This is a genomic window from Sanguibacter sp. Leaf3 (genome assembly GCF_001425965.1).
Taxonomy (GTDB): Bacteria; Actinomycetota; Actinomycetes; order Actinomycetales; family Cellulomonadaceae; genus Sanguibacter; species Sanguibacter inulinus.
Map to the genome: position 1 here is coordinate 370,929 of NZ_LMRH01000002.1, position 23,899 is coordinate 394,827.

The window sequence follows — 23,899 nt, forward strand, 5'->3', positions numbered from 1 at the left end:
GCGGTCCCTCCGGTACCCGCGACAGCATCGGGGCACGACGGCGACGAGGACACGCTCGCGCCGCGCCTCAGTTCCTGACGTCCCAGGCGCGCTCAGGCCTCCGGGATCTCGAGGTGGTACCTCTCGAGCGTCATCGTGGCGGGGTCTGGACCGCCGCGCACGCCGGTGTCGAGTGCGTCGATCGAGGCCAGCTCTGCTGCGGTGAGCTCGATGCCGGTGACTGAGAAGTTCTCGGTGATGCGGTGCGGCGTGACCGACTTGGGGATCGCCGAGCGACCCTGCTGCAGGTGCCACGCGAGCATCACCTGGGCCGGGGTCACGCCGTGCGCCTCGGCGACGGCGGTGATGGCCGGGTCGTCGAGGGTGCTGCGGCGCTGCTCGCCCCAGCCTGGGTAGAAGGTGATCCCACCGATCGGTGACCACGCCTGGGTGAGGATCCCGTGCTTCTCGCCGAGAGCGCGGACCTCGGGCTGGCTGAAGTACGGGTGCACCTCGATCTGGTTGACGGCCGGGACGACCGTCGTCGCCTCGAGGAGGGCCGTGAGGTCTCGCTCCATGAAGTTGCTGACGCCGATCGCCCGGACCTTGCCGGCCTCGAGCAGCGTCTCCAGAGACTTGTAGGCCTCGAGCGTCAGGTCGAACCGGGTGGTGAGCGGCTGGTGCAGGATCAGCAGGTCGATCTGGTCGAGCCCCAGCTTGCCCGCGCTCTTGTCGAAGGCGTGCAGCGTCGCGTCGGTGCCGTAGTCGCTGATCCAGACCTTCGTCTCGACGAACACGTCCTCGCGAGCCAGGCCGGACTGACGGACCGCCTCGCCGACCTCGCGCTCGTTGCCGTAGCCAGCAGCCGTGTCGACGTGGCGGTACCCGGTCTCGAGCGCGGTCTGGACCGCGGTGCGCGTCTCGTCAGGAGACGTCTGGAAGACGCCGTAGCCCAGGGCGGGCATGGTGACGCCGTTGTTGAGGGTCAGCGTGGGGATGGGTGTCTGTGCCATGCCTCCCAACCTAGGCACAGTCTGTGCAGCCCGGGAGGGGCTGCTGGTACCCCTGTCAGCACCCGTCGCTACGATGACGACCATGGTCAGTGTCGCCGACAAGCCCGTGCTCGATGTCACCGTCGAGCAGTGGGAGCAGTACCTCGCCGGGTCGCCCGATCCCGGCGGAGTGCGCCTGAAGCTGCGGAAGAAGACGTCCAAGGCCGTCGGCATGACCTGGTCCGAGGCGCTCGACGTGGCGCTCTGCTATGGGTGGATCGACGGTCAGGCTCAGCGCCTCGACGACAACTTCATGCTCAACGTGTTCACCCCGCGCCGCAAGAACAGCCCGTGGTCGCAGATCAACCGTGAGCACGTAGCGCGGCTGATCGAGGAGGGGCGCATGCAGCCCGGTGGCCTTGCCGAGATCGCCCGGGCTCAGGCTGACGGTCGCTGGGATGCCGCGTACCGGCAGAAGGACGCCGTGGCGCCCGCCGACCTCCTCGCGGCCCTCGCCACGCACCCCGCTGCCGCGGCCTTCATCGACGGCCTCACCAAGGTCGAGAAGTTCCGCATCTACTTCCGGCTCAGCGGCATCAAGACGCCGTCGGTCCGGGCCGCGCGGATCCAGGACGTCGTCGAGAAGGCGGCGCGCGGGGAGAAGCACTACACCTGACGGAGAGCGGACCAGGCTCGGTCGAGCTCGTCTTGGAGCGACGATCCCTCGGCATCCAGCCACCGCCGCAGGGCGAGGTCGAAGGCGAGCGCGGCGACCTTCGAGGCCACGTGCGCCTCTGCCGCCGGTACCTCTCGGGCCACGAGTCCCTGCTCGATCGCGGCCGCGAGGTGGTCGAGCTTGAGGAGCTCGCGCTCGCGCAGGTGCTCGTCGGTCTGGATGATCGCGTCTCGTCGGCTGATCGGCGCACGCCACTGCTCGAGCTCGACCGCAGCCCGGCTCAGCCCCTGCTCGACGAGCTGACTGCTGCCCAGGCCTGTGGGGAGGGCCTCGAGGATCGTGCGCACCGCGGTCGGCAGCTCGCGGTCGCGCAGGAACACGACCTCCCGCTTCTCGGCGAAGTGCCGGAAGAACGTCCGGGTCGTCAGCCCGGCGCGCTCGGCGATCTGCGGGACCGTCGTCTCTGCGTACCCGTGCTCGGCGAACAGGGCCATGGCGGCTTCTTCGAGGACGAGGGCGGCGTCGGGGGACCATCGGGGCATGACCCCATGATGACACGGAGTGACATCGGATCTAGAGTGATGTCACATCGTGTCATCACCAATCTCTGGAGCTCTTCATGACCAGCAACTCCGCCGCGTGGATCGAGGCTCCCTTCGCCGACCTGGTCGTCCGGCCGTCACCGGTCCCCACTCCGGGCCCTGGTCAGGTGGTGGTCCAGGTGCGTGCCGTCGCGGTCAACCCGCTCGACGCCATCATCCAGTCCAACGGTCGCCTCATGTACAGGTGGCTCGACTACCCGGTGGTGCTGGGTGAAGACGTCGCGGGGGTGGTCGTGGCCGTGGGTGAAGGGGTGCACCGGTTCGCCGCCGGAGACCGGCTGGTCGCCTACGCGACGGGTCTGGAGAAGGGACGCGACCACGTGTCCGGCGGAGGGTTCCAGCACCTCGTGGCTGTCGACGAGGCGCTCGCGGCACCGATACCGGACCACGTCGCCTTCGAGGATGCCGTGGTGCTGCCGCTCGCACTGTCCACGGCTGCGGCTGCACTCTTCGAGACGTCGCAGCTGGGTCTCGACCACACCCGGCTCGACGACATCCGGCTCGACCAGGACCGGACCGCCGACGACGAGGTCGTCGTGGTGTGGGGCGGGTCCACGAGCGTGGGCGGCAACGCCGTCCAGCTCGCCCGCGCTGCCGGGTACCGAGTGATCACCACAGCCTCGCCGCAGCACCACGGGACGATGCAAACGCTCGGAGCGGAGGCCGTCTTCGACTACCGCGCCGACGACGTCGTCGCGTCGGTCGTCGCTGCGACCCGCGGAGCACGTGTGGTGGGCGTCGTGGCGATCGCCGTGGGCTCGGCCGAGCCCTGCGTCGAGATCGCTGCGAAGACCGGCGCCCGGCGGGTCGCGCTGACCAGCCCGTCGGTGTCCTTCTACGACCAGCCTCGCCGCCCCGGGCTCGCCTGGTCGCGGGTGCGCCTGATGACTCGCCTGGTCTGGTCGAACGTCGCGCTCCAGGCCCGCTGCCTGCGGCACGGTGTGCGGGCGCGGTTCGTCTGGGGGAGCGCGATCGCGACCAGCGACGTCGGACCTGCCGTCTGGTCCGGCTATCTCCCGCGCGCTCTGGCCGAGGGCCGGCACCAGCTGCTTCCTCGGCCGCAGGTGGTCGGGACGGATCTAGGTGCTCTGCAGAGTGCGCTCGACACGCTGCGTGGTGGGGTCTCTGCTCAGAAGCTCGTGGTGAGCCTCCCAGAGATGGGTGGCCCCCAGGGCGATACGACGCAGGTGCCCTGACCGGCGCACAGGAGTGCTGAGAGTGCTGGGTGGGGAGGGGGCAGTGCACTACGGAGCAGCTCGTCCCTCCCACCTGTTGAACAGGCCGGGAGCAGTGGCTAGCATTGCTCGTCGCGGGTACTCCGCGCCACGATCCCTCAGGAGACAGACTGTGACACTCGGGTGGAACGACCCCGCTCACCGCGCCGCTGACCTCGGTCACGCGAGCCCGCTGACGGAGTCCACCTGCTGTCTGCCCTGCTGTTGTTGACCCTCGGCTGAGTCTCACCTCGCGTCGTCGCCAGCGCTCCTGCGCCACCCTCGACGCCTGCTCGCCGTCGCCGCACCCCGAGCCGAGCCCGCGCTCGCCCATGCCGCACTCGCGTCGCCCCTGACCTGAACGGTCCGCTCCGGCGCGTCACCTGCATCGTCTGCATCCCTCTGGCGTGCCCGCCTCCACGACCTTGTCTCCCGTCGTCATGGCCGCGCCACGATGCCCGCCAGCCTGCTTGCCTGCCACCACCGAAAGGCCTCACGTGACCAGCTCGACCACGACGGAACAGACCCCGTCGACCCGCAGGCGCCGCCTGCGTGCCCCCTCCTTCAGCGTCCAGATCATCGGCTCGCTCGTGCTCGGAGTCCTGCTCGGCTGGTGGGCACTGTCCATGGGCACCGTCGACGACGGCACACCCGAGGGCGGCGCCAACTGGTTGACGACAACCCTCGACACCATCGGCTCGTCCTTCGTCCTCCTGCTGCGCACCCTCGTGCCGCCGCTCGTGTTCACCGCGATCGTCGCCTCGATCACCAACCTCCGGCACGTCGCCGACGGTGCCCGCCTGGCCGCCAAGACGCTCATGTGGTTCGCGATCACGGCGCTCGTCTCGGTCGCCGTCGGCATCGCCCTCGGGGTCATCATGCGCCCGGGGCAGAACACCACCCTCGACATCGCCGACGGCTCCGAGCCGAGCAGGACGGGTTCGTGGCTCGACTTCCTCGACAGCCTGCTCCCGGCGAACTTCCTCGGTCTCGGTGCGAACACGAGCACGCAGGTCGCCGAGAGCGGCAGCGTCACCGCCAGCACCTCGCTGTCCTTCAACGTGCTGCAGATCGTCGTCATGGCACTCGCCGTCGGCATCGCCGCCCTCAAGGTCGGGCGCAAGGCCGAGCCCTTCCTCACCTTCAACAGGTCGGCCCTCGAGATCATCCAGAAGATCCTCTGGTGGGTGATCCGTCTCGCCCCGCTCGGAACGCTCGGCCTCATCGGCAACGCGATCGCCTCCTACGGGTGGGACCTGCTCGCCCCTCTGGGTACCTTCGCAGCGGCCATCTACATCGGTCTCGCGATCGTGCTCCTCGTGCTGTACCCGGTGCTGCTGCGCATCAACGGGCTCCGCGTCCTCAGCTACTTCCGCGGTGCCTGGCCTGCCATCCAGCTGGCCTTCGTCTCTCGCTCGTCGATCGGCACCCTGCCGCTGACGCAGCGTGTCACCGAGCGCAACCTCGGCGTCCCGAGCGCCTACGCGTCCTTCGCCGTGCCGCTCGGTGCGACCACCAAGATGGACGGCTGCGCCTCGATCTACCCGGCGATCTCCGCGATCTTCGTCGCGCAGATCTTCGGCATCGACCTCTCGGTGACCGACTACCTGCTCATCGCCTTCGTCTCCGTGATCGGCTCGGCTGCCACCGCCGGGCTCACCGGCGCGATCGTCATGCTGACCCTGACGCTCTCGACCCTCGGCCTGCCGCTCGCGGGTGTCGGTCTGCTGCTCGCCATCGACCCGATCCTCGACATGGGCCGCACCGCGGTCAACGTCGCGGGCCAGGTGCTGGTGCCCGTCATCGTGGCCAAGCGTGAAGGCATCCTCGACGAAGAGCAGTACCGTGCCGCGACGTCCGAGGACCTGTTCGCGGACGACGACGAGGCCGAGGCCGAGGCCGTCGTCGAGGACGCGCAGGCGGAGTCGCGGACCCCGGTCACTGTCGGTGCGCCGACGGTCACCGGCGCTCCGGTGCCCGAGGGCACCGACGGGGACCGCAGGTCCTGACTGCCGCAGCATAGAGAGCGTCCTGACGGGACACTCGTCGACTGAGCCCGCTCGCACCCGCGCGAGCGGGCTCAGTGCGTCTGGGGGCTGTGAGCTCTCTTCTCGCCAGCGGCGAATCCTCGGAACCAGCAGTGCGTCCGCCGCGCCGACAGCGCGCCCGCTGCTGCCGCTGCTCCCGCTGCGCGCGCCCTGCGCGCCAGGTCAGGACCCGCGGGGCCAGCGGATCCGGATCGGGCCTCGAGCCTCGAGAGGGTTGACGACCGTCCCGCCCTGCGTGATCTGCACCCGCCCTTCGGCGACGAGCCGGCGTGCGACGCGACGGGTGTCGTCCATGAGGTCACGCCAGCCCTCGCCGCCGATCGACCTCGCTGCGTCCGACGGGCAGATCGACGAGGTGTCTGCCCGCTGGGCCAGGAGGTCGAGGATCGTCGCCTCGATCGACGCGTCGTCGACCGGGCCGGATGCTCTGGCCTGGGTCTGGTGCGTGTCGTCGCTCATCCCGACGAGTATGCGCCCGCCAGCGGCGTGCTGCGAGAGCACCGTGAGGCGATCCTCCGAGCACCACGAGGGACGGGCAGTGGGCGCCGGGCATCGAGCGCGCATCGCTTCCGCCACGTCACTGCGCAGGTGCGGCGTCTCGGAGGCTCGCTGTCCCGGGCTCCGTGTCAGAGAGGCAGACGCTCGACGAGCACTGAGGCACCATCCCCGCGCAACCGCGACGCGGCGGTCGGACGCCCGGCCATCGCGAGGACGAGGTCGAGGGTCGTGCCCTCGACCGTCGGCCCGTCGCCGGCGCGAAAGCTGCTGTCGGTCGCGACAAGGCGGAGGCCTCTCGCCGTGGAGCGGGAGGCCACAGCGAAGTCCTTGCGGACGTACCCCTCCGCGACGACGAGGACCGCGTCAGGATCCGGTGCGGTCCTGATCCCTAGAGGCTCTCTGACGTCAGAGCCGTGCACGACCACCTCGCCCAGCCACGCCCACAGGTCGCCGGTCGGTGCGACGCGCGAGTCGACGACACCCCGGAAGCGGTCGAGGGTCTGTGCCGGCGTCGGACCCCGGTGCTCGGCGAGGCGCCGCGCATTGTGGACTGCGGGCCGGAAACCTGCCCCCGCGATGCTCCGCAGCCACCCCCACCGTCCGATGCTCGCCCCAGCGGTCAGGTGGGCGACCACGTCCTCGACCGACCAGTCTGCGCACAGGGTCGGTGCGGACCACTCCGCAGGCCGCAGAGCCTCGAGGTCGTCCCCAAGACGCCCGCGCTCGGCGCGGATCATCTCCCAGTGCTGCTCGCTGGTCGTGCGCGTCACGGGAGCTCCTCGGGCTGGTCTGACGGGGCGACGTGTGCGTGATGCTTCCGTGCGGGAAGCGACGCGTCAAGAGCGCCCAGCATGACGAGCCGGCTGCCCGGAGGCATCTGGGCGACCGTGCGGGACCGCTGAGGTCGACCCGCTCAGTGCAGCTCGGGGAAGCAGGCCCGGGCGAGGTGACCCAGGTTCTTGGCCGCACCGTTGGAGGTCCGGTCCGGGTCGGGAGACGCGACCGTCGGTGCCGGAGCGTCCTGCAGGATCCTGCGAGCCCCCGGTGTCTTGTCCAAGGAGTGCGCGAAGAACCACCACCGGCCGTCGTAGCGCGGCTGCACCTCGGCCCGCTCCGCCGGGCTCGGGAAGGCGGAGGAGAGACCCGCGAGGAACTCGACCCGCGCGTACGGGCGACCGCCCAGCTCCTCGACAGCCCACACGTAGAGCGTGACCCACGCGTCGGGAGCGACCCGCATGGCCCACACGTCTCCGGCAGCGGCCGGGCCTGACCCCACCGATCGAGGCACCGACGTCGTCGCCGGCCGGGACAGCGCGCGCTCGCGGGCACGGGTCGCGGCGGCCACGGTCGCACCGCGAGCGGGGACCGGCGTCGGGTGAGGGCTGTCGAGGTCGACGTCCGTGGACAAGGTCTCAGGAGGCAGCAGCCCTCCGAAGACCTCACGGAGGACGTTGTCCCGCAGCCCGTCCGAAGAGCTCCACCACGCGAGGGGCGCCTGCACCTCGACCCGGACGCTCGGACGCTCGTCTCGTTCCGAGTAGTCGGACCAGCGTTCGGCAAGCCCTGGTCGTGACGCGGTCGCCACGACGCCGACGAGCGCGAGCTCTTCGAGGGCCGAGCCGACGGCGTAGGGCGAGACGGTGTCGAGGAGACGCGCCTGCTTGAGCGCCGCGCGCGCCTTCGACTGGCTCGTGCCCTGCGGCAGCGTCCGCAGGACCGTGAGGATCGCGCGGAAGGTCCAGAGGTCGTGCTCGCTCGACACAGGCCGCTCGCGACCCTCGAGCTCGCTCAGCGCGAGGACGTGGCCGACGACGTCACCGTCGATCGGTGCACCGTCGAGATGGCGCATCGACCAGGCGTCGGTCACCGCGACGTTCGTCGTCCCCTGCGTCCCGCACACCCGGCACGGCGACGTGGTCGGGGTCGACGCAGAGATGGAGTCCGGCGCGGGTGACCGGCCGTCGACGCTGTGCGCGCCGCCCGCCGTGTCGACGCCATACGGCGTGAAGGGGTGGTCCGGGAGCCGACTCGCTAGCAGGGTCCCGGTGAGTGCGGGGCGCCACGCCCACGGCGCCGACCAGAGGCCCGCCACCCAGACCGAGGCTGCCTCGGCCACCGACCACTGCGTGCCGAGCCGACGCAGCTCCGCGACGGCCTCGTCGTGCCCGAGGGTGCGGACGGCGTCGTGCGGACGTCCGGCGGCAGCGAGGATCTCCGCATCTGCCTGGCTCGCGTCGGTGACACGGGGGAGCGAGAGCTGGAGCGACTCGTCGTACGAGCGCGCCGCGGCGACCCGGCGGTAGCGCGCGAGCAGGTCGACGAGAGTCGAACGGTCCGTGGTCGTGTCTTCGGTGGTCACGGCGTCATCGTAGGGCGGGCTCGGCTCGAGGGACAGAGGCGATCGCGGACCTGTGGACAGCGCCTCTGCGCCATCGAAGCGGTGACGGGTCGACCGGCCTCAGGACGACGACGAGGTCGCAGCGGCCGTCGTCGCGACCATCACCGATGCCATGATCGCGGTCTGCACGGCGCTGATCGCCTTCCGGACGCTCTCTGCGGCCCAGCTGCCCTCGGAGACCTGCTTCGCGCGCTGCTTGAGCGCGCGCCGGTCCTGCCCGGGGAGCGCCTTGTGCAGCGAGTCTGTCGCGAGCAGCAGCGCCACGAGCGCGGCTGTCGGGGCGTCAGGATCCTGCTTCAGCACGAGCGTGGACCAGAGGCGCTGCCGGACGGTGTCTCCGGCGAGGGGTGAGGTGACGGGCCAGGCTGTGCTCGGGAAGATGCCCAGGACCTTCTGCTCGTGGCGCCGGACGATCCCTCGTGACTCGAGCGACGCGAAGACGGCCTCACGCAGGTTCTTCGACAGGCGGGAGACGACGGTCTCGGGCTTGTGGGGCTTGTCGCGGGCGATGATCGACAGTGCGGTGTCGAGCACGGGATGACCGAGAGTCGGTCCAGGGATGATCACGACCCGACCGGCGTCGGGCGCTCCGCGCTCAGGGACGGTGACCCTCCCGGCGAGCGAGAGATCGAGCAGCACACCTCCGGCCAGACCGAGGGAGAGCGACGAGCTGTCGAGCCGCGGCTTGCCCGTCGCCCCGTCGAGCACCAGCAGCAGGAAGTCTTCCGTGATGGTCGTCATGGGCACCGAGCCTAGCGCCGGGAACCCGCGAGGAGGCCGGTCAGACCGTCCTCAGCGTCGCTCTTCCCCGTGTCGGTGGACGGGTCTAGCGTCGCGGTCATGGGACAGATCATCTTCGACACCGCGACCACCATCAACGGCTGGATCGCCGACGAGCAGAACTCCCTGGCGTGGTTGTTCGCCGTCGAGAACGGCGAGACCCCTGACGCGGGGCTGTTCCCGGCCGACGCCGCCGTGCTGGTGGAGGGCTCGACCACCTATGAGTGGATCCTCGCCGAGCAGGACATCCTCGCCCACCCGGAGAAGTGGCAGGACTTCCACGGCGAGAAGACGACCTTCGTCTTCACGACCCGCGACCTGCCCGTCCCCGACGGCGCCGACGTCAGGTTCGTCTCCGGTCCGGTCGCCGACGCGCTCCCGGCGATCCGTGAGGCGGCTGGCGACGGGGACATCTGGGTGGTGGGCGGCGGCGACCTCGCCGGTCAGCTCCTCGACGTCGGTGCGCTCGACCAGATCGCCCTGTCGGTCGCGCCCGTGGCGCTCACGGGAGGGGCGCCGCTCCTCCCGCGCCGCGTCGAGTCAGACCGCCTGCACCTCGTCTCCGCGACCGCGGTGGGTCAGTTCGCACGGTTGGTGTACGACGTCCGGTCCTGACCGAGGACTGGCCGGGAGGAGGGCCGACAGGACCGAGGGTTGGTGGGGCCGAGGCCTCGCCGGCCTGAGGACAGGCTGAGGACCGATAGGCGCGGGACCCCAGCACTGCGCCTGTCAGTCCTCGATCGGCCCGTCGTACCCCTGTCCGTCGTGGTCGGGCTCGTCGGGCCGCCGGCGACGGTCCCGGACGGCCCCGACGACCATGACGGCTGCGTAGCAGAGCACCAGACCGGCTACGACCGGGATCCAGACGTCGGCGGCATCGCTGCTCCGCAGGCTCGACACCCAGCCGAGGTACGGGATGGCGTACCACAACGACCCTCTGACCTGGACGGGCATGACCGGCTCGGGGTCGGCGTTCGCGTTGGCGTCGCCCTGGGTCGTGAAGAGCCTCTCGTCGTCCTCGGCGAGCTGGACCTCGGTGATGCGGTGGGTGACGACGGTCGGCTTGCCGGACTCGAGCTGGAAGGTGATGACGTCGCCGACGCGCAGGTCGTCGACCGGGGTCGGTCGGACGACAAGAAGGGTGCCCGGTGGCAGCCCAGGCTCCATGGACCGGGTGAGCACCGTGTAGGTCGTCGCGCCCCCGACGGCCGGGACGACGACGGCCACCAGAGCCACGAGGGCCGCGCACGAGAGCAGCACGGTGCCGACGAGCAGCCCGACCGTCGCCCGCGCGCTGCGACGGCGCTTCTGGTCGCGGCCTGGTCGACGACTGCCGCGCGACCGGCGGGTCTCCTCGCTCACGCTCGATCCTCGCCCACGGCAGACGTCGGTGCCCCGCCACCATCAGGCTCGCTGGCGTGAACTCGGCGACGACGTGCGGCGAACCACAGGAGGAGCCCGAGAGCCACGAGTGCTCCGGCGACGACCGTCGACGCGACGGCGACGCCCCCCGTCGAGGCGAGCCGCGTGTCCCAGGTCTGTGCGAGCAACCCGTCTTCGGTCGAGGAGGCGCGCTGCCCGCTCTCGGAGGAGCCGGGCGGCGTCGCGCCGGGCAGAGTGGAGGCCGTGCCCAACGGCTCTGGGGCTGTGTCGGTCGGCACGGGTTCAGTGCCGGGTGCGGAGCCTGTCGCTGTACCTGAGAGTGTGACGCGCACCGTGAGATCGACGGTGCTCTGCTGGCCCTGCAGGCCGGTCAGGTCCTCGAGAGCGAGGGTGGAGACGATCATGGTGGCCTCACCTGGTTCGAGGGTCTCTCCTGAAGCCAGCGTCGCGTGCTCGGAGACCTCCGCGAGAGGGACGGTCCCTCCTTCTCCGCCCACAGCTCTGGACGAGAGAGTCAGCGCCTGGAGCGTGTCGGGGTCGGATACCTTGACGTCTCGCACGGAGAGCGTGAGCCGCGCCGGACGTGCACCCGCGTTGCGGACCCAGAAGGAGCCGTCGACGTGGTCGCCTGGGCTCAGACTGACCGGCCCGAACAGGTCGGTGAGCGACCTGGAGTAGGTCGTCCCGTCGGCGGACAGCTCGACGACCTGTTCCGGCGGGGCGGGGGCGGCCGCCGGTCGAGCGGCGACTGTCGGGCAGGCGGCTGCGATCGACGACGAGGTGATCAGGAGAGTCAGCACCCCGATCGTGAGGACGGCACCTCGAAGAGCTGACACTGCGGACCGTCTGCGGCGAACGTGGGGACGAGCTGCCGTCGTCTCAGTCACCCGTCGCTCCCTCCGTCAGGTCGGGACCGTACCTGGTCGCAGGGCTCGCGGACGGGCCGGAGGTGTCGTCCTTAGCAGCCTCGTCGTCGGCCTCCGTCTCGTCGACGAGACCTTCATCGGCCACCCGTGCGTCAGAGGGCGAGGTGCCTTCTGCGGTCTCGGCGGGACCGGGTGCTGCTGGGTCTGACGCGCTCTCTGCAGGCTCGGACGAGGAAGGGTCGTGGAGCGCCCGGCCGTCGCTCGTGCCTGGGACGGCCAGCTCGTCCGTCGTGACGCTGTCAGTGTCAGTGTCAGGGTCTTGTGCCGCGACCGAGCCGACGCCTCTGAGGACGAAGGCCTGGTTGGTTGTCCCGGCGCAGGCGCTCATGGTGAGCGGTCCTGCTGAAGCGGGTGCGGTGAGGCACATGCCGGTGCCGAGGTTGACATACCGCCAGGTGTTGGTCGCGAGCCACTGGGGGGACCACCGCTGGGTGACGGCACTGACCACGCGTGCCTCGACAGTGACTCGTGAGCCCGTCGCCTGCAGGACGAGTCCGGCAGGGGCACGCATGGGCAAGACGGCGTACTCTCCACCGACGTCGACCATCGTGAGCTGCTGGTTCCAGTAGGCCGACGTGGTCTGGCTGTGGCACGCGTAGGTGCTCAGTGTCGCGCCGGGCGCAGCGTTGACGCCTCCCGTGACGTCGAGGCAGAGTGCCTGGCCGGACGGACTGTTCATGTACCAGTAGTCTCCAGCGACGATATATGTGCGGATCTCAGAGGTGGAGACCACACCCGAGATCGTCGCAGGCGTAGCACTGAAGCTCCCGACGGACACCGTCGCCGAAGCCGAGGCGACGAGCGAGCGTGTCCCTGTCGCGCTCCCGGCCCCGACGCCAACCGTGGTCCGGACGCAGTACGTCGTGCTCTGACCGCGGCTGAGGGACGAGGTCATTGTCGTGCCGGCAGCCCACGTCGACCGGGTGCTTCCGGGACCGACGGCGGCACCAGGTGTGCACTGTGCCGCAGCAGTGGTGGGCCATGCGACCAGCGTCGTGCTGCTGGCCAGGGTGGCGTCCCCGCTGGCCACGGCGAGGCTCAGCGAGGTCTGCGCGGGCTGCGTGGAGGTCCCTGCGGTCGTGTTCGTCAGAGTGACCGAGCGTGTCGTGGTCATCTGGGCGTTGGTCAGCACGCTCGCCAGGTCGCCCGACAGGGTGGCGGTGACGCGGCCCGCGCTGACCGATCCCTTCGCCGTGGCCTGTGCGGTCCAGGCGGCGTAGGCGGTCGGTGCCGCGCAGGCGATGCCGACGACGACCGCCGCGATGACACTCGCACGCAGCCGCCACGGGCGCCTGGTGCGGGTCTCGGCGGTCATGGTGTCCTCTCGGCGGCTGCGGTGAAGGTGAGGGTGAAGGCTGGGACGATCGTCGTGCCCTGCCGTGCGGCCGGGATCTGGGATGAGAGGGCGACCTGCAGGCAGAGCGTGCCGTCGCCTGAGAGAGAAGTTCCGGGAACCTGCTGTGCCTGGTCCGTGAGCCTGATGCCGGCGGTGCCGGCCGCGGGGCAGGCCCCCTGCTGGAGCCAGATGGTCGCATCGCTCTGGCCTGCTGCTGCGCTGTCGAGCGCGGCTGAGACCTGGACGGGCACCGTGCCCGGGTTGGTCAGGGTGATCGGGACGCCGACCACGTCTCCGGGGAGCATCGTCGCCCAGGTCTGGGCGCCGAGGAGGACCGTCGTCTGGCCGGCGGGTGCCGAGCTGGAGCCCGTTGCGATCGTCAGCCCCATGCTCCCGACCTCGATCGTCGCGTCGGGGATCTCGATGCTGTCGTTCCAGAGTGCGAGGGTGCCCGTGGCAGTCGACATGGTGACGGCTGTCGCGACCACCGCGACCAGGGCTGCGGCGATCGACAGGTGCCGTCCGACGCGGACGCGCCGGTGTCCCTGGGCGGGCGTGCGATCTCTGCTCGACCCGCGAGGAGTGCGGCGAGGTGATGGGCTCATGGTGACTCCTTCGACAGGTGGTGCAGACGGTCGCGGCGCCGGACGGCTCCTGCGAGGTGGTGCGGGGCTGCGTGCTAGGCCGACTCGACCTGGTTCAGGCGGAGCTGGAGTGCGGACAGCTCTGCGGTGGCACCCTGGGCGACCAGCTCGCTGACCGAGTCGGAGGGGAAGTCGACGGTGATCGTGACGGTCGCCTCGACCGGTGTGCCGGTGGTCGCGTCGGTGGGCGTCACGGTGAACACGTTCTCCTGCCCGGCGACCGCGGTCATGGCGCCGTTCTGGACAGCGTCGACGGTCATGGTCGTCGCGAGCGCGTCGACCAGGGCAGGTGTGCCGGTGATGGACGAGGGGTTGATCGACAGCTCGGACACGAGGTTGTCGCCCTGCGCCACGATCGAGACCTGCGTGGTGTAGGTGAAGGAGTCGCCCGGGACCCACTGGTCCGGGTCGTCGCTCCAGCTCCCGCCGGTGGCGTCGAGGGTCAGGGCCCCGGTGGTGATGTCGCCGCCAGCACCGACGTCCACGGCGTCGTTCCAGAGCGCGAGCGTCGTGCCGCCGCCGACGAGGAGGGCTGTCGCGACGCCTGTAGCGAGAGCGGCCTTAGTGAGCTTGTTCATGAGTCTTCTCCTGTGAGGTATCTCTCGAGGGTGCAGATGGGCGCGACCGAGCCGAGAGCGTGCGCTGATGGGCGAGCTGCCCGAGGTGAGTGCGAGCTGGCGCTCGGGATCCGGACCAGCTGCTGTGAGCGGTGTCCGCTGAAGGGACGCCGGGTGGGCGTGGCGCCCGACTCCGGAGGGAGCGGGTCGGGCTGACACCCGATGCCCCACCGCTTCCCGATACGAACCGTACCGGATACGCTCAGTACCGGACAAGACCGGACATCGGTGACTTTCGTCATGCCGAGGGGAGTATGGCACGAGGGCCTGCGAGATGCTTGACTTACCCGGTTAAGTCCGTTCTTGTGGGTCTTGGTCGGCACACGGCCGACGACAGACGCTCAACGGGGAGTACCGATGTCTCGACGACCGAACGACAAGCACCGCTCACCACGTCCGCTGGCCACATTCGGTGCTGTCGCCGCAGCGGCCCTGGGGTTGACCGCAGCAGGGATCATTCCGGCGACGGCAGCTGCGACAGGCGCGCCGGAGACGGGGCCGGTGCCGGCCGGCCCGGTCTCGATCGCCTATGTCGAGGTCAACAGCAACGACCTCGCGAACGTCGGCCGGTACGCGCTCGAGGACGGGTCGCCAGCCTTCGACGTCGCCATCATCTTCGCGGCGAACATCAACTACGACGGCGAGAACGCCTACCTCCACCTCAACGAGCAGGTGCAGGCGACGCTCGACGACGCCGCCACGCAGATCCGCCCGCTGCAGGAGAAGGGCATCAAGGTGACGCTCTCGCTGCTCGGCAACCACCAGGCCGCTGGGTTCGCCAACTTCCCGTCGCAGGCGGCAGCGGAGGCCTTCGCCGACCAGGTGGCCGACGTCGTCGAGACCTACGACCTCGACGGTGTCGACATCGACGACGAGTGGGTCGCCTACGGCACGGGCAGCACACCGCCCGCCAACCCGGACTCCGCGGTCTGGCTCGTCGACGCGCTCGGCGAGAAGCTCCCGGACGACAGCCTCATCACGCTCTACGACATCGGAGAGACGGCCGAGACCCTGCAGCAGGCACCGGCTGCGACCCTCGACACTCTCGACTACATCTGGAACCCGTACTACGGCCAGTTCAGCCCGCCGCAGTTCTCGACCGTGGACAGGTCTCGTCTCGGTGCCGCCGCGGTCGACCTCAACCAGACACCCGTGACCCTCGCGTCCGACCTCGCAGCCCGGACCGTCACCGAGGGCTTCGGCGTGTTCGTCAGCTACGACCTGCGTGCCGGCGACCACAGTGCCTACGTATCTGCGGTGACGCGCGAGCTCTACGGGCAGGACACCACCTACACCGAGTGAGGTAGCCCAGGTCTGCACGGTCACACGCCCGGTCGCCCGCTCCTCCGTCCCTGACGGGAGAGCGGGCGTCTGCGCTCCCGTCGGCACGGAAGTGCTCTCGTGGCGTTGACTAATACGGTTAAGTCGTCCAGCCTGATCCGGGTGAAGACACCGTCGCCGTCACTGTCCCGAGCCGTACCCACCTTTGCGCCCGCTGCCACCGAAGAGCCTGACCCGAGCCGGTGCCTCCAGGTCGACATGCCGCCGGGTGGAGGTGAGATCGAGCTCCTCGACCTCCCAGGAGAGCGAGGCGTCGCCATCCGGCCCGGTGACGCGCTCGTCTACGACGTGCTCCCTGTCGCCGGGAGCGGCGACCGCTACGCCGCCGCCGTTGTCACCCTCGACCTGCGCCTCGACGACGGGACCAGGTTGTCCACCGGAACCCCACCCCCGGACGACCAGCACGGCACCCCGCTCGATCCCGCCGCCCAGGCTGCCGACAAGCGCCTCTGGGTCGACCAGTGGAACCGTCGCACGGTCGACCTCGGGCCCTGGGTCGGGCGGCGTGTCGACGCCGTGCTCGCCGTCGTCGGCGCCACCTCCGAGGCGACCACCGTCTTCGTCGGCGACGTCCGCGTCCGCCAGGCCCGGCCCCGACCCGACGACCTGCTCGGCTGGGTCGACACCCGCCGTGGCACGCACTCCTCCGACAGCTTCTCGCGTGGGAACACAGCCCCGGTCGTCTCGATCCCGCACGGCGGCGTCTTCGGCCTGCCGATGACCGACGCGTCGGCAGGGAACTGGCCGTACCGCTACCAGATGGCCGCCCCCGCGATCCAGGCCTTCGCGACGAGCCACATCCCGAGCCCGTGGATCGGCGACCGTGGAGTCTTCCAGCTCATGCCCAGCGCCTCGGCGACCCCGCCGACGGACCGTGACGCGCGTGCGCTCCGCTTCGACCGCGAGGACGAGCACGCCGGGCCCGACCGCTACGAGGTCGAGCTCGACGGCGTGTCAGTCGTCCTCACCGCGGCCCGGCACGCCGTCGGGCTGCGCGTCCGCTCCCACGGCGACTCACTCTCGCTCGTCGTCGACCATCTCGGCGAGGCCGCCGACGCCCGTTGGGTCGTCGAGGACGGGGCGTTGCGCCTCGACGTCCTGCTCCGCGACGGTGGGGACCGCCCCGACCACCACGTCCACGCGGTGATCCCCGATGTCCTGAGTCACACCCTCACCCACACCGACGGTGAGCTGCGCGGGTCCGTGACCCTCGCGCAGACCGAGGCCGACGTGATCATCGGCGTCTCGACGATCGACGCCGACCAGGCCCGAGTCAACGCGACGACGGCCGGGACTGTCGACGACATGCTCCGCGAGGCCGCGGCCGCCTGGCGCCGCGCACTCTCGGCCGTCGAGGTGCACGACCCCGACCAGGTCTCGCCCGACGTCCTCCGCTCGCTCGCGGGGAGCCTCGGACGCGTGCTCACCTACCCCAACGCCTACGACGAGCCCGGTCCTGAGGGGCCGCACTACCGCAGCCCGGTCGACGGCGAGGTGCGCCCCGGGAGCTTCTCGGCGACGCACGGCTTCTGGGACACCTACCGCACCGCCTGGCCGCTGCTCGGGCTGCTCGCCCCGGACCGTGCCGGGGCGCTCGCGGACGGCTTCGTCCAGCACTTCGCGGACGCAGGATGGGTGGCCCGCTGGAGCGCGCCAGGTCCCGTCGACTGCATGACGGGCACGACGAGCGACACGGTCTTCGCCGGGCTCGCCGCCCAGGGTGTGCCGTTCCGCCTCGAGGAGGCGTACCGCTCCGCGCTGCACCACGCGACCGTCCCGCCGTCGGACGCCCGGGTCGGCCGGAAGGGGCTGCGGCCCGGGATCTTCCGCGGCTACGTCGACACGCGGGTCCACGAGGGCATGTCATGGACCCTCGACAACGCGATCAACGACGCCTCGGCGGCGCGGCTGGCGCTCGCCCTGCTCGACCAGGCGGACGCGCAGCCCGGTCCGTCTGCTCTGTCCACCACGACCACCACCGCCACCGGCGACGCCACTGCCGCCGCGACCGCTCGGATCGACAGGCTGACCGCGGAGGCCGACTACCTCGCGCGCCGCGCCCTCGGCTACCGCTCCGTGTTCCACCGTGGTCTCGGCTTCTTCCTCGGGCGCGACGAGGACGGCGGGTGGCGGGTGGCCGAGGCGGACTTCGACCCGGCCGAGTGGGGCCACGACTACACCGAGACCAACGCCTGGGGGACCGCCTTCACGGCGCCGCACGACGGCGCCGGCCTCGCCGAGCTGCACGGGGGAGAGGAGGCGCTCGGCGCCGCCCTCGACGCCTTCTTCGCGACCCCGGAAACCGCCGACCCGTCCCTCGTCGGGTCCTACGGGTTTGTCATCCACGAGATGTCCGAGGCGCGCGACGTCCGGATGGGGATGCTCGGGCTCTCCAACCAGCCGGCGCACCACATCCCGCTCACGTACTGCTTCGCGGGGCGTCACGACGACGCGCACCGCGTGGTCGTCGAGGCGCGCGACCGGTTGTTCGTCGGCTCTGAGATCGGCCAGGGTTACCCGGGGGACGAGGACAACGGGGAGATGTCCGCGTGGTACCTCTTCGCGGTGCTCGGGCTCTACCCGCTCGTGCCGGGGACCGGGGGGATGGTGCTCACCCCGCCGCTGCTGCCGCGCGTCACGCTCCACCCGCAGGGCCGCGACCACCCCCTTGAGATCACCGCGGAGAACCCGGGCGCACCGTACGTCAGCGAGGTCCGCGTCGACGGGGAGGTCTGGGAGCGCGTCGCGGTGCCGGCGGCCGTCCTCGCCTCTGCACGGCACATCGCTTTCGTGCTGTCGGACGAGCCGACGGGCTGGGCTCGCGACAGCCGACCCACGTCGATCAGCACCGAGCTGGGCCTCCGCGAGCCGCTGCGCGACCTGCTCGTCATCGAGGCGGGAGGTGTCACCGACGACCGCGGTGACACCGTCGTCGTCCTCGCTGCGGGTGAGCACGTCGAGCTCGCGCTCACCGAGCCCGCGGTGGTCTCGCTCTACACGGTGACGCTCGCCGGTGAGCCCGCTGGCCTCCCCGCCGTCCCCGACCCCGTCGACGCCGCCTGGCGGCTCGAGGGCGTCACGGCTGACGGCCGGGTCGTGCCGCTCGACGTGCGCGAGGAGACTTTCGACCTCGCCTGCCAGACGCGTCCGTTCCGCACGCGACCCGAGGAGGGCGGGGGAGGGGCGGTCGTCGCCGTGCGTCTGACCGCGCTCTCCGAGGTCGAGCTGTCGCAGATCGAGGTCTTCGGCCCGGCCTGAGAGGCTGGCCCGGGCCCGGGCCCGGGCCCGGGCCCGGGTGCGGGTGCGGGTTCGCGGACGTCTCGCCTGCATATCGAGAATCACAGACGTCCTGGCAACACGCCTCACGATGGACTCGGGGGCATGAGCACACCCGTCACGCCACCTCTCCCTCAACCCGTCGACCTCTCGAAGAGACCTCGCATCGCCTCGCTCGACGTCATCCGTGGACTCGCCATCCTGGGCACGCTGGCCAGCAACATCTGGTTGTTCCAGGCCTTCTTCGGCGAGCGTGTCATCGACGTCCGGTGGGCCGAGCTGCTCTCGTGGACGTCGGAGGGCAAGTTCCTCGGGCTGCTCACCATCATGTTCGGGATCGGTCTCGAGATCCAGCGGCAGGCGGCGGCGCGGCGTGGTCTCCGGTGGCCGGGCACTTATCTCGTCCGTGCCGGCCTGCTCTTCCTCGACGGAGTGCTGAACTACATCTTCGTCGTGCAGTTCGACGTCCTGCGCGTCTACGCGATCCTCGGGTTCGTCGTGGCCTTCGTCCTGCTGATGCCCGAGAAGCGCCAGTGGATCTTCATCGGCGTCGCACTCACGACACACGTCTCGCTCGTCCTCCTTCCCCTGGTCGTGACCGACTACCAGGGCACCCCAGGCATCGTCTTCCCGGGTGAGTTCTGGGTGACGGAGGGGAGGCCGCCCTATACGTACGAGATCCACAACAACGCTCTGACGGTTCTGAGCGACCTGACGATCGGCAGCGACACCGGCTCCATCTTCACCCTGGGTCTCGTGTGCTTCACGCTCGGCGCCATGGTGTACCGCCACGGGATCCTCGACGCCCGAGGAGCACGATTGCGTCGCTGGGTCATGGTCGTGGGATTCGGGGTCGGGATCCCGCTGGACCTGGCGTTCTTCCTCTCCCAGGAGACGTACGGCTTCGGCAGGTTCCTGGCTGCGCCGTTCACCGCCTTCGGGATCCTCGCGCTCATGGCCGCGTTCTACCAGCGGCGCCCGATCGGTGTGGCCGGGCGACACCTGTCTCTCGTGGGCCGGATGGCACTGAGCTGCTACGTGCTCCAGAACGTCCTCGGCCGGGTGGCCCAGCGCTGGATCGGCAGCTCTCCTCTCTCACCGATGCTCGACCCCTTGATCGGCACCATCCTGATGTTCCTCGTCATCGGCGCTCTGGTGATCCTCTTCGCCAAGGTCTGGCTGCGGTTCTTCCCCAGGGGACCGCTCGAGTACGTCTGGGACGTCAGCTTCCGGTTCCTCACCCGCCGTCGACCCCGCTGACCCGACCTCGCTGACTCGACCCCGGGGTCGGTGCCTGCGGACGGCTCGCCGTCCTCGGCATCCTTCGCGGTCCCCGGCCGACCACCAGCAGCGCGGCGTGTGGATCCTCGGTCCACCCTGGGGAGCACGGGGGCGGCACAGGGTCATGCCTGCGGTGGACCTCTTCCGGGGCGATCCGCTCTACGGTGTCGGAGGGGCCCCCGTGCAGGTCGCAGCGGTGCCCCGTGCCCACGCCGTGCCCGGGTGCCCGGTGCGCAGGTGGACACTGCCGTCTCTACCCGCGACTGGGAGCAGCTCAGATGTTTCATCAGGTTCCGGTGCTACCGGTCGTCGTCCCCGTCGCCGCTCTGGCCTTCGTGGTCTTGCTGTGGTCGCTGCACCGACGCGCGCGGCTCACCCCGCAGCGGGCAGCCGTCGCGCTGACGCTGTGCGTCTACCTGGCGGGGGTGCTCGCGAACACGGTGTTCCCGATCTTCCTCGGCAAGCCCTCCTCCGGCCAGCCGTGGGACGCGTACCTGAACCTGGTGCCGCTGGTCGGCTACGAGGTCGTCGACGCCGTGACGAACGTCGCGGTCTTCGTGCCGCTGGGGGTGCTGCTCCCGCTGTTCTTCGTGCGTGCGCCGTGGTGGCAGGTGCTGCTCCTGGGAGCGGGGCTGAGCCTGCTGATCGAGGTGTCGCAGTACGTGACGGCGAACCTCCTCGGAGGTGGGCACGTCGCTGACGTGAACGACCTGCTCTTCAACGTGGTGGGCACCGGGGTCGGCCTCGCGCTGCTCGAGGGCGTGAGGCGGATCCCTGGTGCTGCCCGCGTCGTCGACGGGTTCCGCTGGCGCTGAGCGCGGAGGGTGCCACGGAGCGACCACCTGTGGAGCACCAGGGGTCCTTCTCTCGATGGTCGACGGATTTCTTCAACTTGTCCTCCTGATCGGCCTCACCGTCACGGCGTTCGCCGGCCTGCGGGGCTCGCGCCTCGTCGCCGGTCGGGACGAGATCGGCGAGGTCCGCCCCGGCGCTCGAGCCACCGCCCAGCGCGAGTGACGTCAGGCTAGAACCTGACGCGGCCCCGCCAGGCCGCGAAGCCAGAAGGCCCGCCCCGTGCCAGGGGCGGGAGTTCTGCTGCTACTCCAGACGGGCGTGTTTCGTGCTGTTGCCTGACCCCTGGCGCCAATGGTTCGTTCGACGTGGCAGACGGGGCCGGTCGCTGGGTTGGACCTACGTTTGGGCGCCGGCGCGACCACGCCACCGGATCGAGGTGCAGGCCCACAAAATCTCGACCTAACCGTATTTACGATCAAAAAGTTCCTGACATCTCTTTGTCGAGCGAGAATATTTCCCATACGTGAGCGGATCCCCGAGAATACAGGCCATAAACCTTGCTTTCGGGTCGGGATGAAGTGATGGCGATCACGCTCTTCTTGCCGTAGATTCCGTCTTGGAGAAGACCGTGCGGGGCCACGGCCTCGCGTCGACGTAGACGATATGAAAGGGCAGGTTATGACCAATTCTCGCAGCGGAGGGCTCGGGTTATTGCGACTCGACCGTCACTCCGTTCCGTTCCGTGCGTTGGTGCTCGGAGTAGTCCTAGGGTTAGTGATGGCGATGCTCAACGCCTTCGCTTTCTCGGTTCCCCGCGCTGAGGCAGTCCCGGCGGGCTCGGAGTACCCCGCGTCCTGGACGATCGCGGGGAACGTCGCGACGGGAACCACGCCGAGCGGTGTTGTCGTCACTGCCACCCTGACCGGACCGGTGACGTTCGCCGGTTCGGGAGGACTCGTCTTCGGCGGGCCGTCGCCAGCCTTCTTCCCGCCAACCACGACCGAAGCCCTGCAGTTCATCAACACGACCTGCACGAGTACGGCGCCGAGCGGCTGCGGCTCGATCACATACGCGTTCTCCGAGCCGGTGACCACGCCCGTCTTCTATACGGGTGACATCGGCTCGGGAGTGATCCCCGCCTCTAACCCCCCGACATTCTCGGAGTACCGGAACACCCCCCAGACCCTCACGTCCGGCGGTACCTTCAGCCTCGACACCCCCGGATCGCAGACCTCGAACGTCGCAATCACCAACGGAGGAACGACAGTAGGGATCATCAACCCCGCAGGTCGAGTGGGCACTGCCGCTTCGACCAATAGCTGCGATCCCGCCGGCTTCGGCTGCGGCACCTACGCCATCAGTACGCCCACGCCCACCGTGGAGAGCATCACCATCGGTTTCAGCAACGCCGGGGTGGGCGTTGAAGGGGATGCCTTCACCCAGGTTGTCGGGATCACGCCGCTCACTCCGAGCATCTCGATGACGAAGACCGTTTCTCCGCAGACCATCTCCGCGGCGGGCCAGGAGCTCGCGTACTCCTTCGCCGTCTCAAACACTGGCAACACAGCGCTGTCCGGAGTGTCCATCGCCGAGACAGCCTTCTCCGGCACCGGCGAGGTCGGCGCCATCGTCTGCGACGTCACGACGCTCGCCATCGGCGGCACGACGACGTGCTCCGCCACCTACACAGCAACGCAGGCCGACGTCGATGCAGGCACTATCAGCAACACCGCGACCGCTTCGGGTGACACCCCCGGGGGAGAGACAGTCACTAGTCCCGAGAGCTCTGCAGAAGTGACGGCTGCACCTGCGCCGGCGCTGACCGTTGTGAAGTCGGTCGACCCCGCTGGTCAGGAGTCGTACGAGGTGGGCCAGGAGTTGACCTACTCGTTCTTGGTGACCAACTCGGGCAACGTGACGATGACTGACGTCACGGTCAACGAGGGTGAGTTCGATGGCACCGGCGAACTGGGAGCGATCACGCCTGCCTCGGTCGCTACTCTCGCGCCGGGTGACTCCACGACGTTCACCGCGACGTACACGCTGACCCAGGCTGACGTCGATCGTCGTGGGTCCACGACCAACACGGCAACGGCCACGGGCGTCCCGCCCACCGGTCCGCCGGTCGAGTCGCCGCCCTCGACGGTCGAGATCCCCTCGATCGCTGCGCCGGCGCTGACYGTKGTGAAGTCGGTCGACCCCGCTGGTCAGGAGTCSTACGAGGTGGGCCAGGAGCTGACCTACTCGTTCTTGGTGACCAACTCGGGCAACGTGACGATGACTGACGTCACGGTCGACGAGGGTGAGTTCGATGGCGTACGAGGTGGGCCAGGAGCTGACCTACTCGTTCTTGGTGACCAACTCGGGCAACGTGACGATGACTGACGTCACGGTCGACGAGGGTGAGTTCGATGGCACGGGTGAGCTGGGAGCGATCACGCCTGCCTCGGTCGCTACTCTCGCGCCGGGTGACTCCACGACGTTCACCGCGACGTACACGCTGACCCAGGCTGACGTCGATCGTGGGTCCACGACCAACACGGCAACGGCCACGGGCGTCCCGCCCACCGGTCCGCCGGTCGAGTCGCCGCCCTCGACGGTGGAGATCCCCTCGGCCCCGACCCCGGCGCTGACAGTCGTGAAGTCCGCAGACCTCACGGAGATCACCGCCGCCGGGCAGGTCGTGAGGTACTCGTTCGTCGTCACGAACACCGGCAACGTCACCGTGACCGACGCGGCGCCCGTCGAGACGGAGTTCTCGGGCACTGGCGACCTGGGGGCCATCACTCCTGAGTCAGCCACGCTGATCCCCGGCCAGTCGGCCACGTTCACCGCCGATTACACCGTCACCCAGGCGGACGTCGATGGAGGTGTTCTGGCGAACACGGCAACCGCTGGTGGCACGCCGCCTCCGGGTACCGAGCTACCTCCGGTGCCGCCCTCGACGGTCGAGATCCCCTCGATCGCTGCGCCGGCGCTGACCGTTGTGAAGTCGGTGGAYCCCGCTGGTCAGGAGTCGTACGAGGTGGGCCAGGAGCTGACCTACTCGTTCTTGGTGACCAACTCGGGCAACGTGACGATGACTGACGTCACGGTCGACGAGGGTGAGTTCG

The 23,899-nt window shown here is 69.8% G+C and carries 21 protein-coding genes and 1 pseudogene; 11 read left to right on the plus strand and 11 right to left on the minus strand.

Features of this window, described 5'->3' with window-relative positions; all coding sequences use genetic code 11:
- Positions 1–92: 92 nt before the first annotated feature.
- Positions 93–992 carry an aldo/keto reductase gene (locus ASG53_RS09090; protein ID WP_056131773.1) on the minus strand — a complete coding sequence of 300 codons (900 nt, stop codon included), beginning with the start codon at positions 990–992 and terminating at the stop codon, positions 93–95.
- 82 nt (positions 993–1,074) lie between these two features.
- Here ASG53_RS09090 and ASG53_RS09095 point away from each other — a divergent pair, with 82 nt between their 5' ends.
- The gene (locus ASG53_RS09095; RefSeq protein ID WP_056131776.1) at positions 1,075–1,647 is read left to right on the plus strand and encodes a YdeI/OmpD-associated family protein; all 573 of its coding nucleotides are present in this window, start codon (positions 1,075–1,077) and stop codon (positions 1,645–1,647) included.
- Here ASG53_RS09095 and ASG53_RS09100 read toward each other — a convergent pair.
- Entirely contained in the window at positions 1,638–2,189 is a 552-nt protein-coding gene (locus tag ASG53_RS09100) for a TetR/AcrR family transcriptional regulator (RefSeq protein WP_056131781.1), read from the minus strand. The genes ASG53_RS09095 and ASG53_RS09100 overlap by 10 nt on opposite strands.
- A gap of 77 nt (positions 2,190–2,266) precedes the next feature.
- Between ASG53_RS09100 and ASG53_RS09105 the strand changes: the two genes are divergently transcribed.
- Complete coding sequence (locus ASG53_RS09105) at positions 2,267–3,445, plus strand: alcohol dehydrogenase catalytic domain-containing protein (protein WP_056131784.1); 1,179 nt, start codon at positions 2,267–2,269, stop codon at positions 3,443–3,445.
- Between the two features lie 515 nt (positions 3,446–3,960).
- Entirely contained in the window at positions 3,961–5,472 is a 1,512-nt protein-coding gene (locus ASG53_RS09110) for a dicarboxylate/amino acid:cation symporter (protein ID WP_056131787.1), read from the plus strand.
- 201 nt (positions 5,473–5,673) lie between these two features.
- On the opposite strand, the gene ASG53_RS09115 is transcribed toward ASG53_RS09110, so the two are convergent.
- The 4 genes from ASG53_RS09115 to ASG53_RS09130 all read right to left on the minus strand — a co-directional run bounded on the left by ASG53_RS09115 (position 5,674) and on the right by ASG53_RS09130 (position 9,148).
- Positions 5,674–5,970 (minus strand): DUF3253 domain-containing protein, encoded by a 297-nt coding sequence (locus ASG53_RS09115; RefSeq protein ID WP_056133970.1) that lies wholly within the window; start codon positions 5,968–5,970, stop codon positions 5,674–5,676.
- A 167-nt stretch (positions 5,971–6,137) separates the two neighbouring features.
- Positions 6,138–6,779, minus strand: coding sequence for a maleylpyruvate isomerase family mycothiol-dependent enzyme (locus ASG53_RS09120; protein ID WP_082543936.1), 642 nt, complete (start codon positions 6,777–6,779; stop codon positions 6,138–6,140).
- A 143-nt stretch (positions 6,780–6,922) separates the two neighbouring features.
- Positions 6,923–8,368, minus strand: a complete 1,446-nt coding sequence (locus ASG53_RS09125) for a hypothetical protein (protein ID WP_056131790.1) — start codon at positions 8,366–8,368, stop codon at positions 6,923–6,925.
- A 99-nt stretch (positions 8,369–8,467) separates the two neighbouring features.
- Positions 8,468–9,148 carry a GOLPH3/VPS74 family protein gene (locus tag ASG53_RS09130; protein WP_056131793.1) on the minus strand — a complete coding sequence of 227 codons (681 nt, stop codon included), beginning with the start codon at positions 9,146–9,148 and terminating at the stop codon, positions 8,468–8,470.
- A 99-nt stretch (positions 9,149–9,247) separates the two neighbouring features.
- On the opposite strand from ASG53_RS09130, the gene ASG53_RS09135 reads away from it, so the two are divergent.
- The gene (locus ASG53_RS09135; protein ID WP_056131798.1) at positions 9,248–9,802 is read left to right on the plus strand and encodes a dihydrofolate reductase family protein; all 555 of its coding nucleotides are present in this window, start codon (positions 9,248–9,250) and stop codon (positions 9,800–9,802) included.
- 114 nt (positions 9,803–9,916) lie between these two features.
- Here the strand turns inward: ASG53_RS09135 and ASG53_RS09140 are convergent, their stop codons facing one another.
- From ASG53_RS09140 to ASG53_RS09160, 5 genes are all read right to left on the minus strand, one after another.
- Positions 9,917–10,549, minus strand: a complete 633-nt coding sequence (locus ASG53_RS09140; protein WP_082543937.1) for a signal peptidase I — start codon at positions 10,547–10,549, stop codon at positions 9,917–9,919.
- Positions 10,546–11,370, minus strand: a complete 825-nt coding sequence (locus ASG53_RS09145) for an LPXTG cell wall anchor domain-containing protein (protein WP_056131803.1) — start codon at positions 11,368–11,370, stop codon at positions 10,546–10,548. The genes ASG53_RS09140 and ASG53_RS09145 overlap by 4 nt, the downstream gene beginning before the upstream one ends.
- Positions 11,371–11,449: 79 nt before the next feature.
- Positions 11,450–12,811, minus strand: coding sequence for an RICIN domain-containing protein (locus ASG53_RS09150; RefSeq protein WP_056131806.1), 1,362 nt, complete (start codon positions 12,809–12,811; stop codon positions 11,450–11,452).
- Entirely contained in the window at positions 12,808–13,437 is a 630-nt protein-coding gene (locus ASG53_RS09155; RefSeq protein ID WP_156382729.1) for a hypothetical protein, read from the minus strand. The genes ASG53_RS09150 and ASG53_RS09155 overlap by 4 nt, the downstream gene beginning before the upstream one ends.
- A 74-nt stretch (positions 13,438–13,511) precedes the next feature.
- Positions 13,512–14,054 carry an alternate-type signal peptide domain-containing protein gene (locus ASG53_RS09160; protein ID WP_056131811.1) on the minus strand — a complete coding sequence of 181 codons (543 nt, stop codon included), beginning with the start codon at positions 14,052–14,054 and terminating at the stop codon, positions 13,512–13,514.
- A 396-nt stretch (positions 14,055–14,450) separates the two neighbouring features.
- Here ASG53_RS09160 and ASG53_RS09165 point away from each other — a divergent pair, with 396 nt between their 5' ends.
- From ASG53_RS09165 to ASG53_RS09190, 7 genes and pseudogenes are all read left to right on the plus strand, one after another.
- Positions 14,451–15,395 carry an endo-beta-N-acetylglucosaminidase H gene (locus tag ASG53_RS09165; protein ID WP_056131813.1) on the plus strand — a complete coding sequence of 315 codons (945 nt, stop codon included), beginning with the start codon at positions 14,451–14,453 and terminating at the stop codon, positions 15,393–15,395.
- A gap of 141 nt (positions 15,396–15,536) precedes the next feature.
- Positions 15,537–18,692 carry a glycoside hydrolase domain-containing protein gene (locus ASG53_RS09170; protein ID WP_156382730.1) on the plus strand — a complete coding sequence of 1,052 codons (3,156 nt, stop codon included), beginning with the start codon at positions 15,537–15,539 and terminating at the stop codon, positions 18,690–18,692.
- A gap of 123 nt (positions 18,693–18,815) precedes the next feature.
- Positions 18,816–19,970: a DUF418 domain-containing protein gene (locus ASG53_RS09175; RefSeq protein ID WP_056131819.1), complete on the plus strand. Its 1,155-nt coding sequence runs from the start codon at positions 18,816–18,818 to the stop codon at positions 19,968–19,970.
- Between the two features lie 299 nt (positions 19,971–20,269).
- Entirely contained in the window at positions 20,270–20,806 is a 537-nt protein-coding gene (locus tag ASG53_RS09180; protein WP_056131821.1) for a VanZ family protein, read from the plus strand.
- A gap of 55 nt (positions 20,807–20,861) precedes the next feature.
- Positions 20,862–21,008: a hypothetical protein gene (locus ASG53_RS19840; protein ID WP_156382731.1), complete on the plus strand. Its 147-nt coding sequence runs from the start codon at positions 20,862–20,864 to the stop codon at positions 21,006–21,008.
- 555 nt (positions 21,009–21,563) lie between these two features.
- Complete coding sequence (locus ASG53_RS09185) at positions 21,564–23,171, plus strand: DUF7507 domain-containing protein (RefSeq protein WP_056131825.1); 1,608 nt, start codon at positions 21,564–21,566, stop codon at positions 23,169–23,171.
- Positions 23,098–23,895: pseudogene (locus tag ASG53_RS09190) on the plus strand (DUF7507 domain-containing protein); the annotation flags it as partial. The gene ASG53_RS09185 and the pseudogene ASG53_RS09190, both read left to right, overlap by 74 nt.
- Positions 23,896–23,899 lie beyond the last annotated feature (4 nt).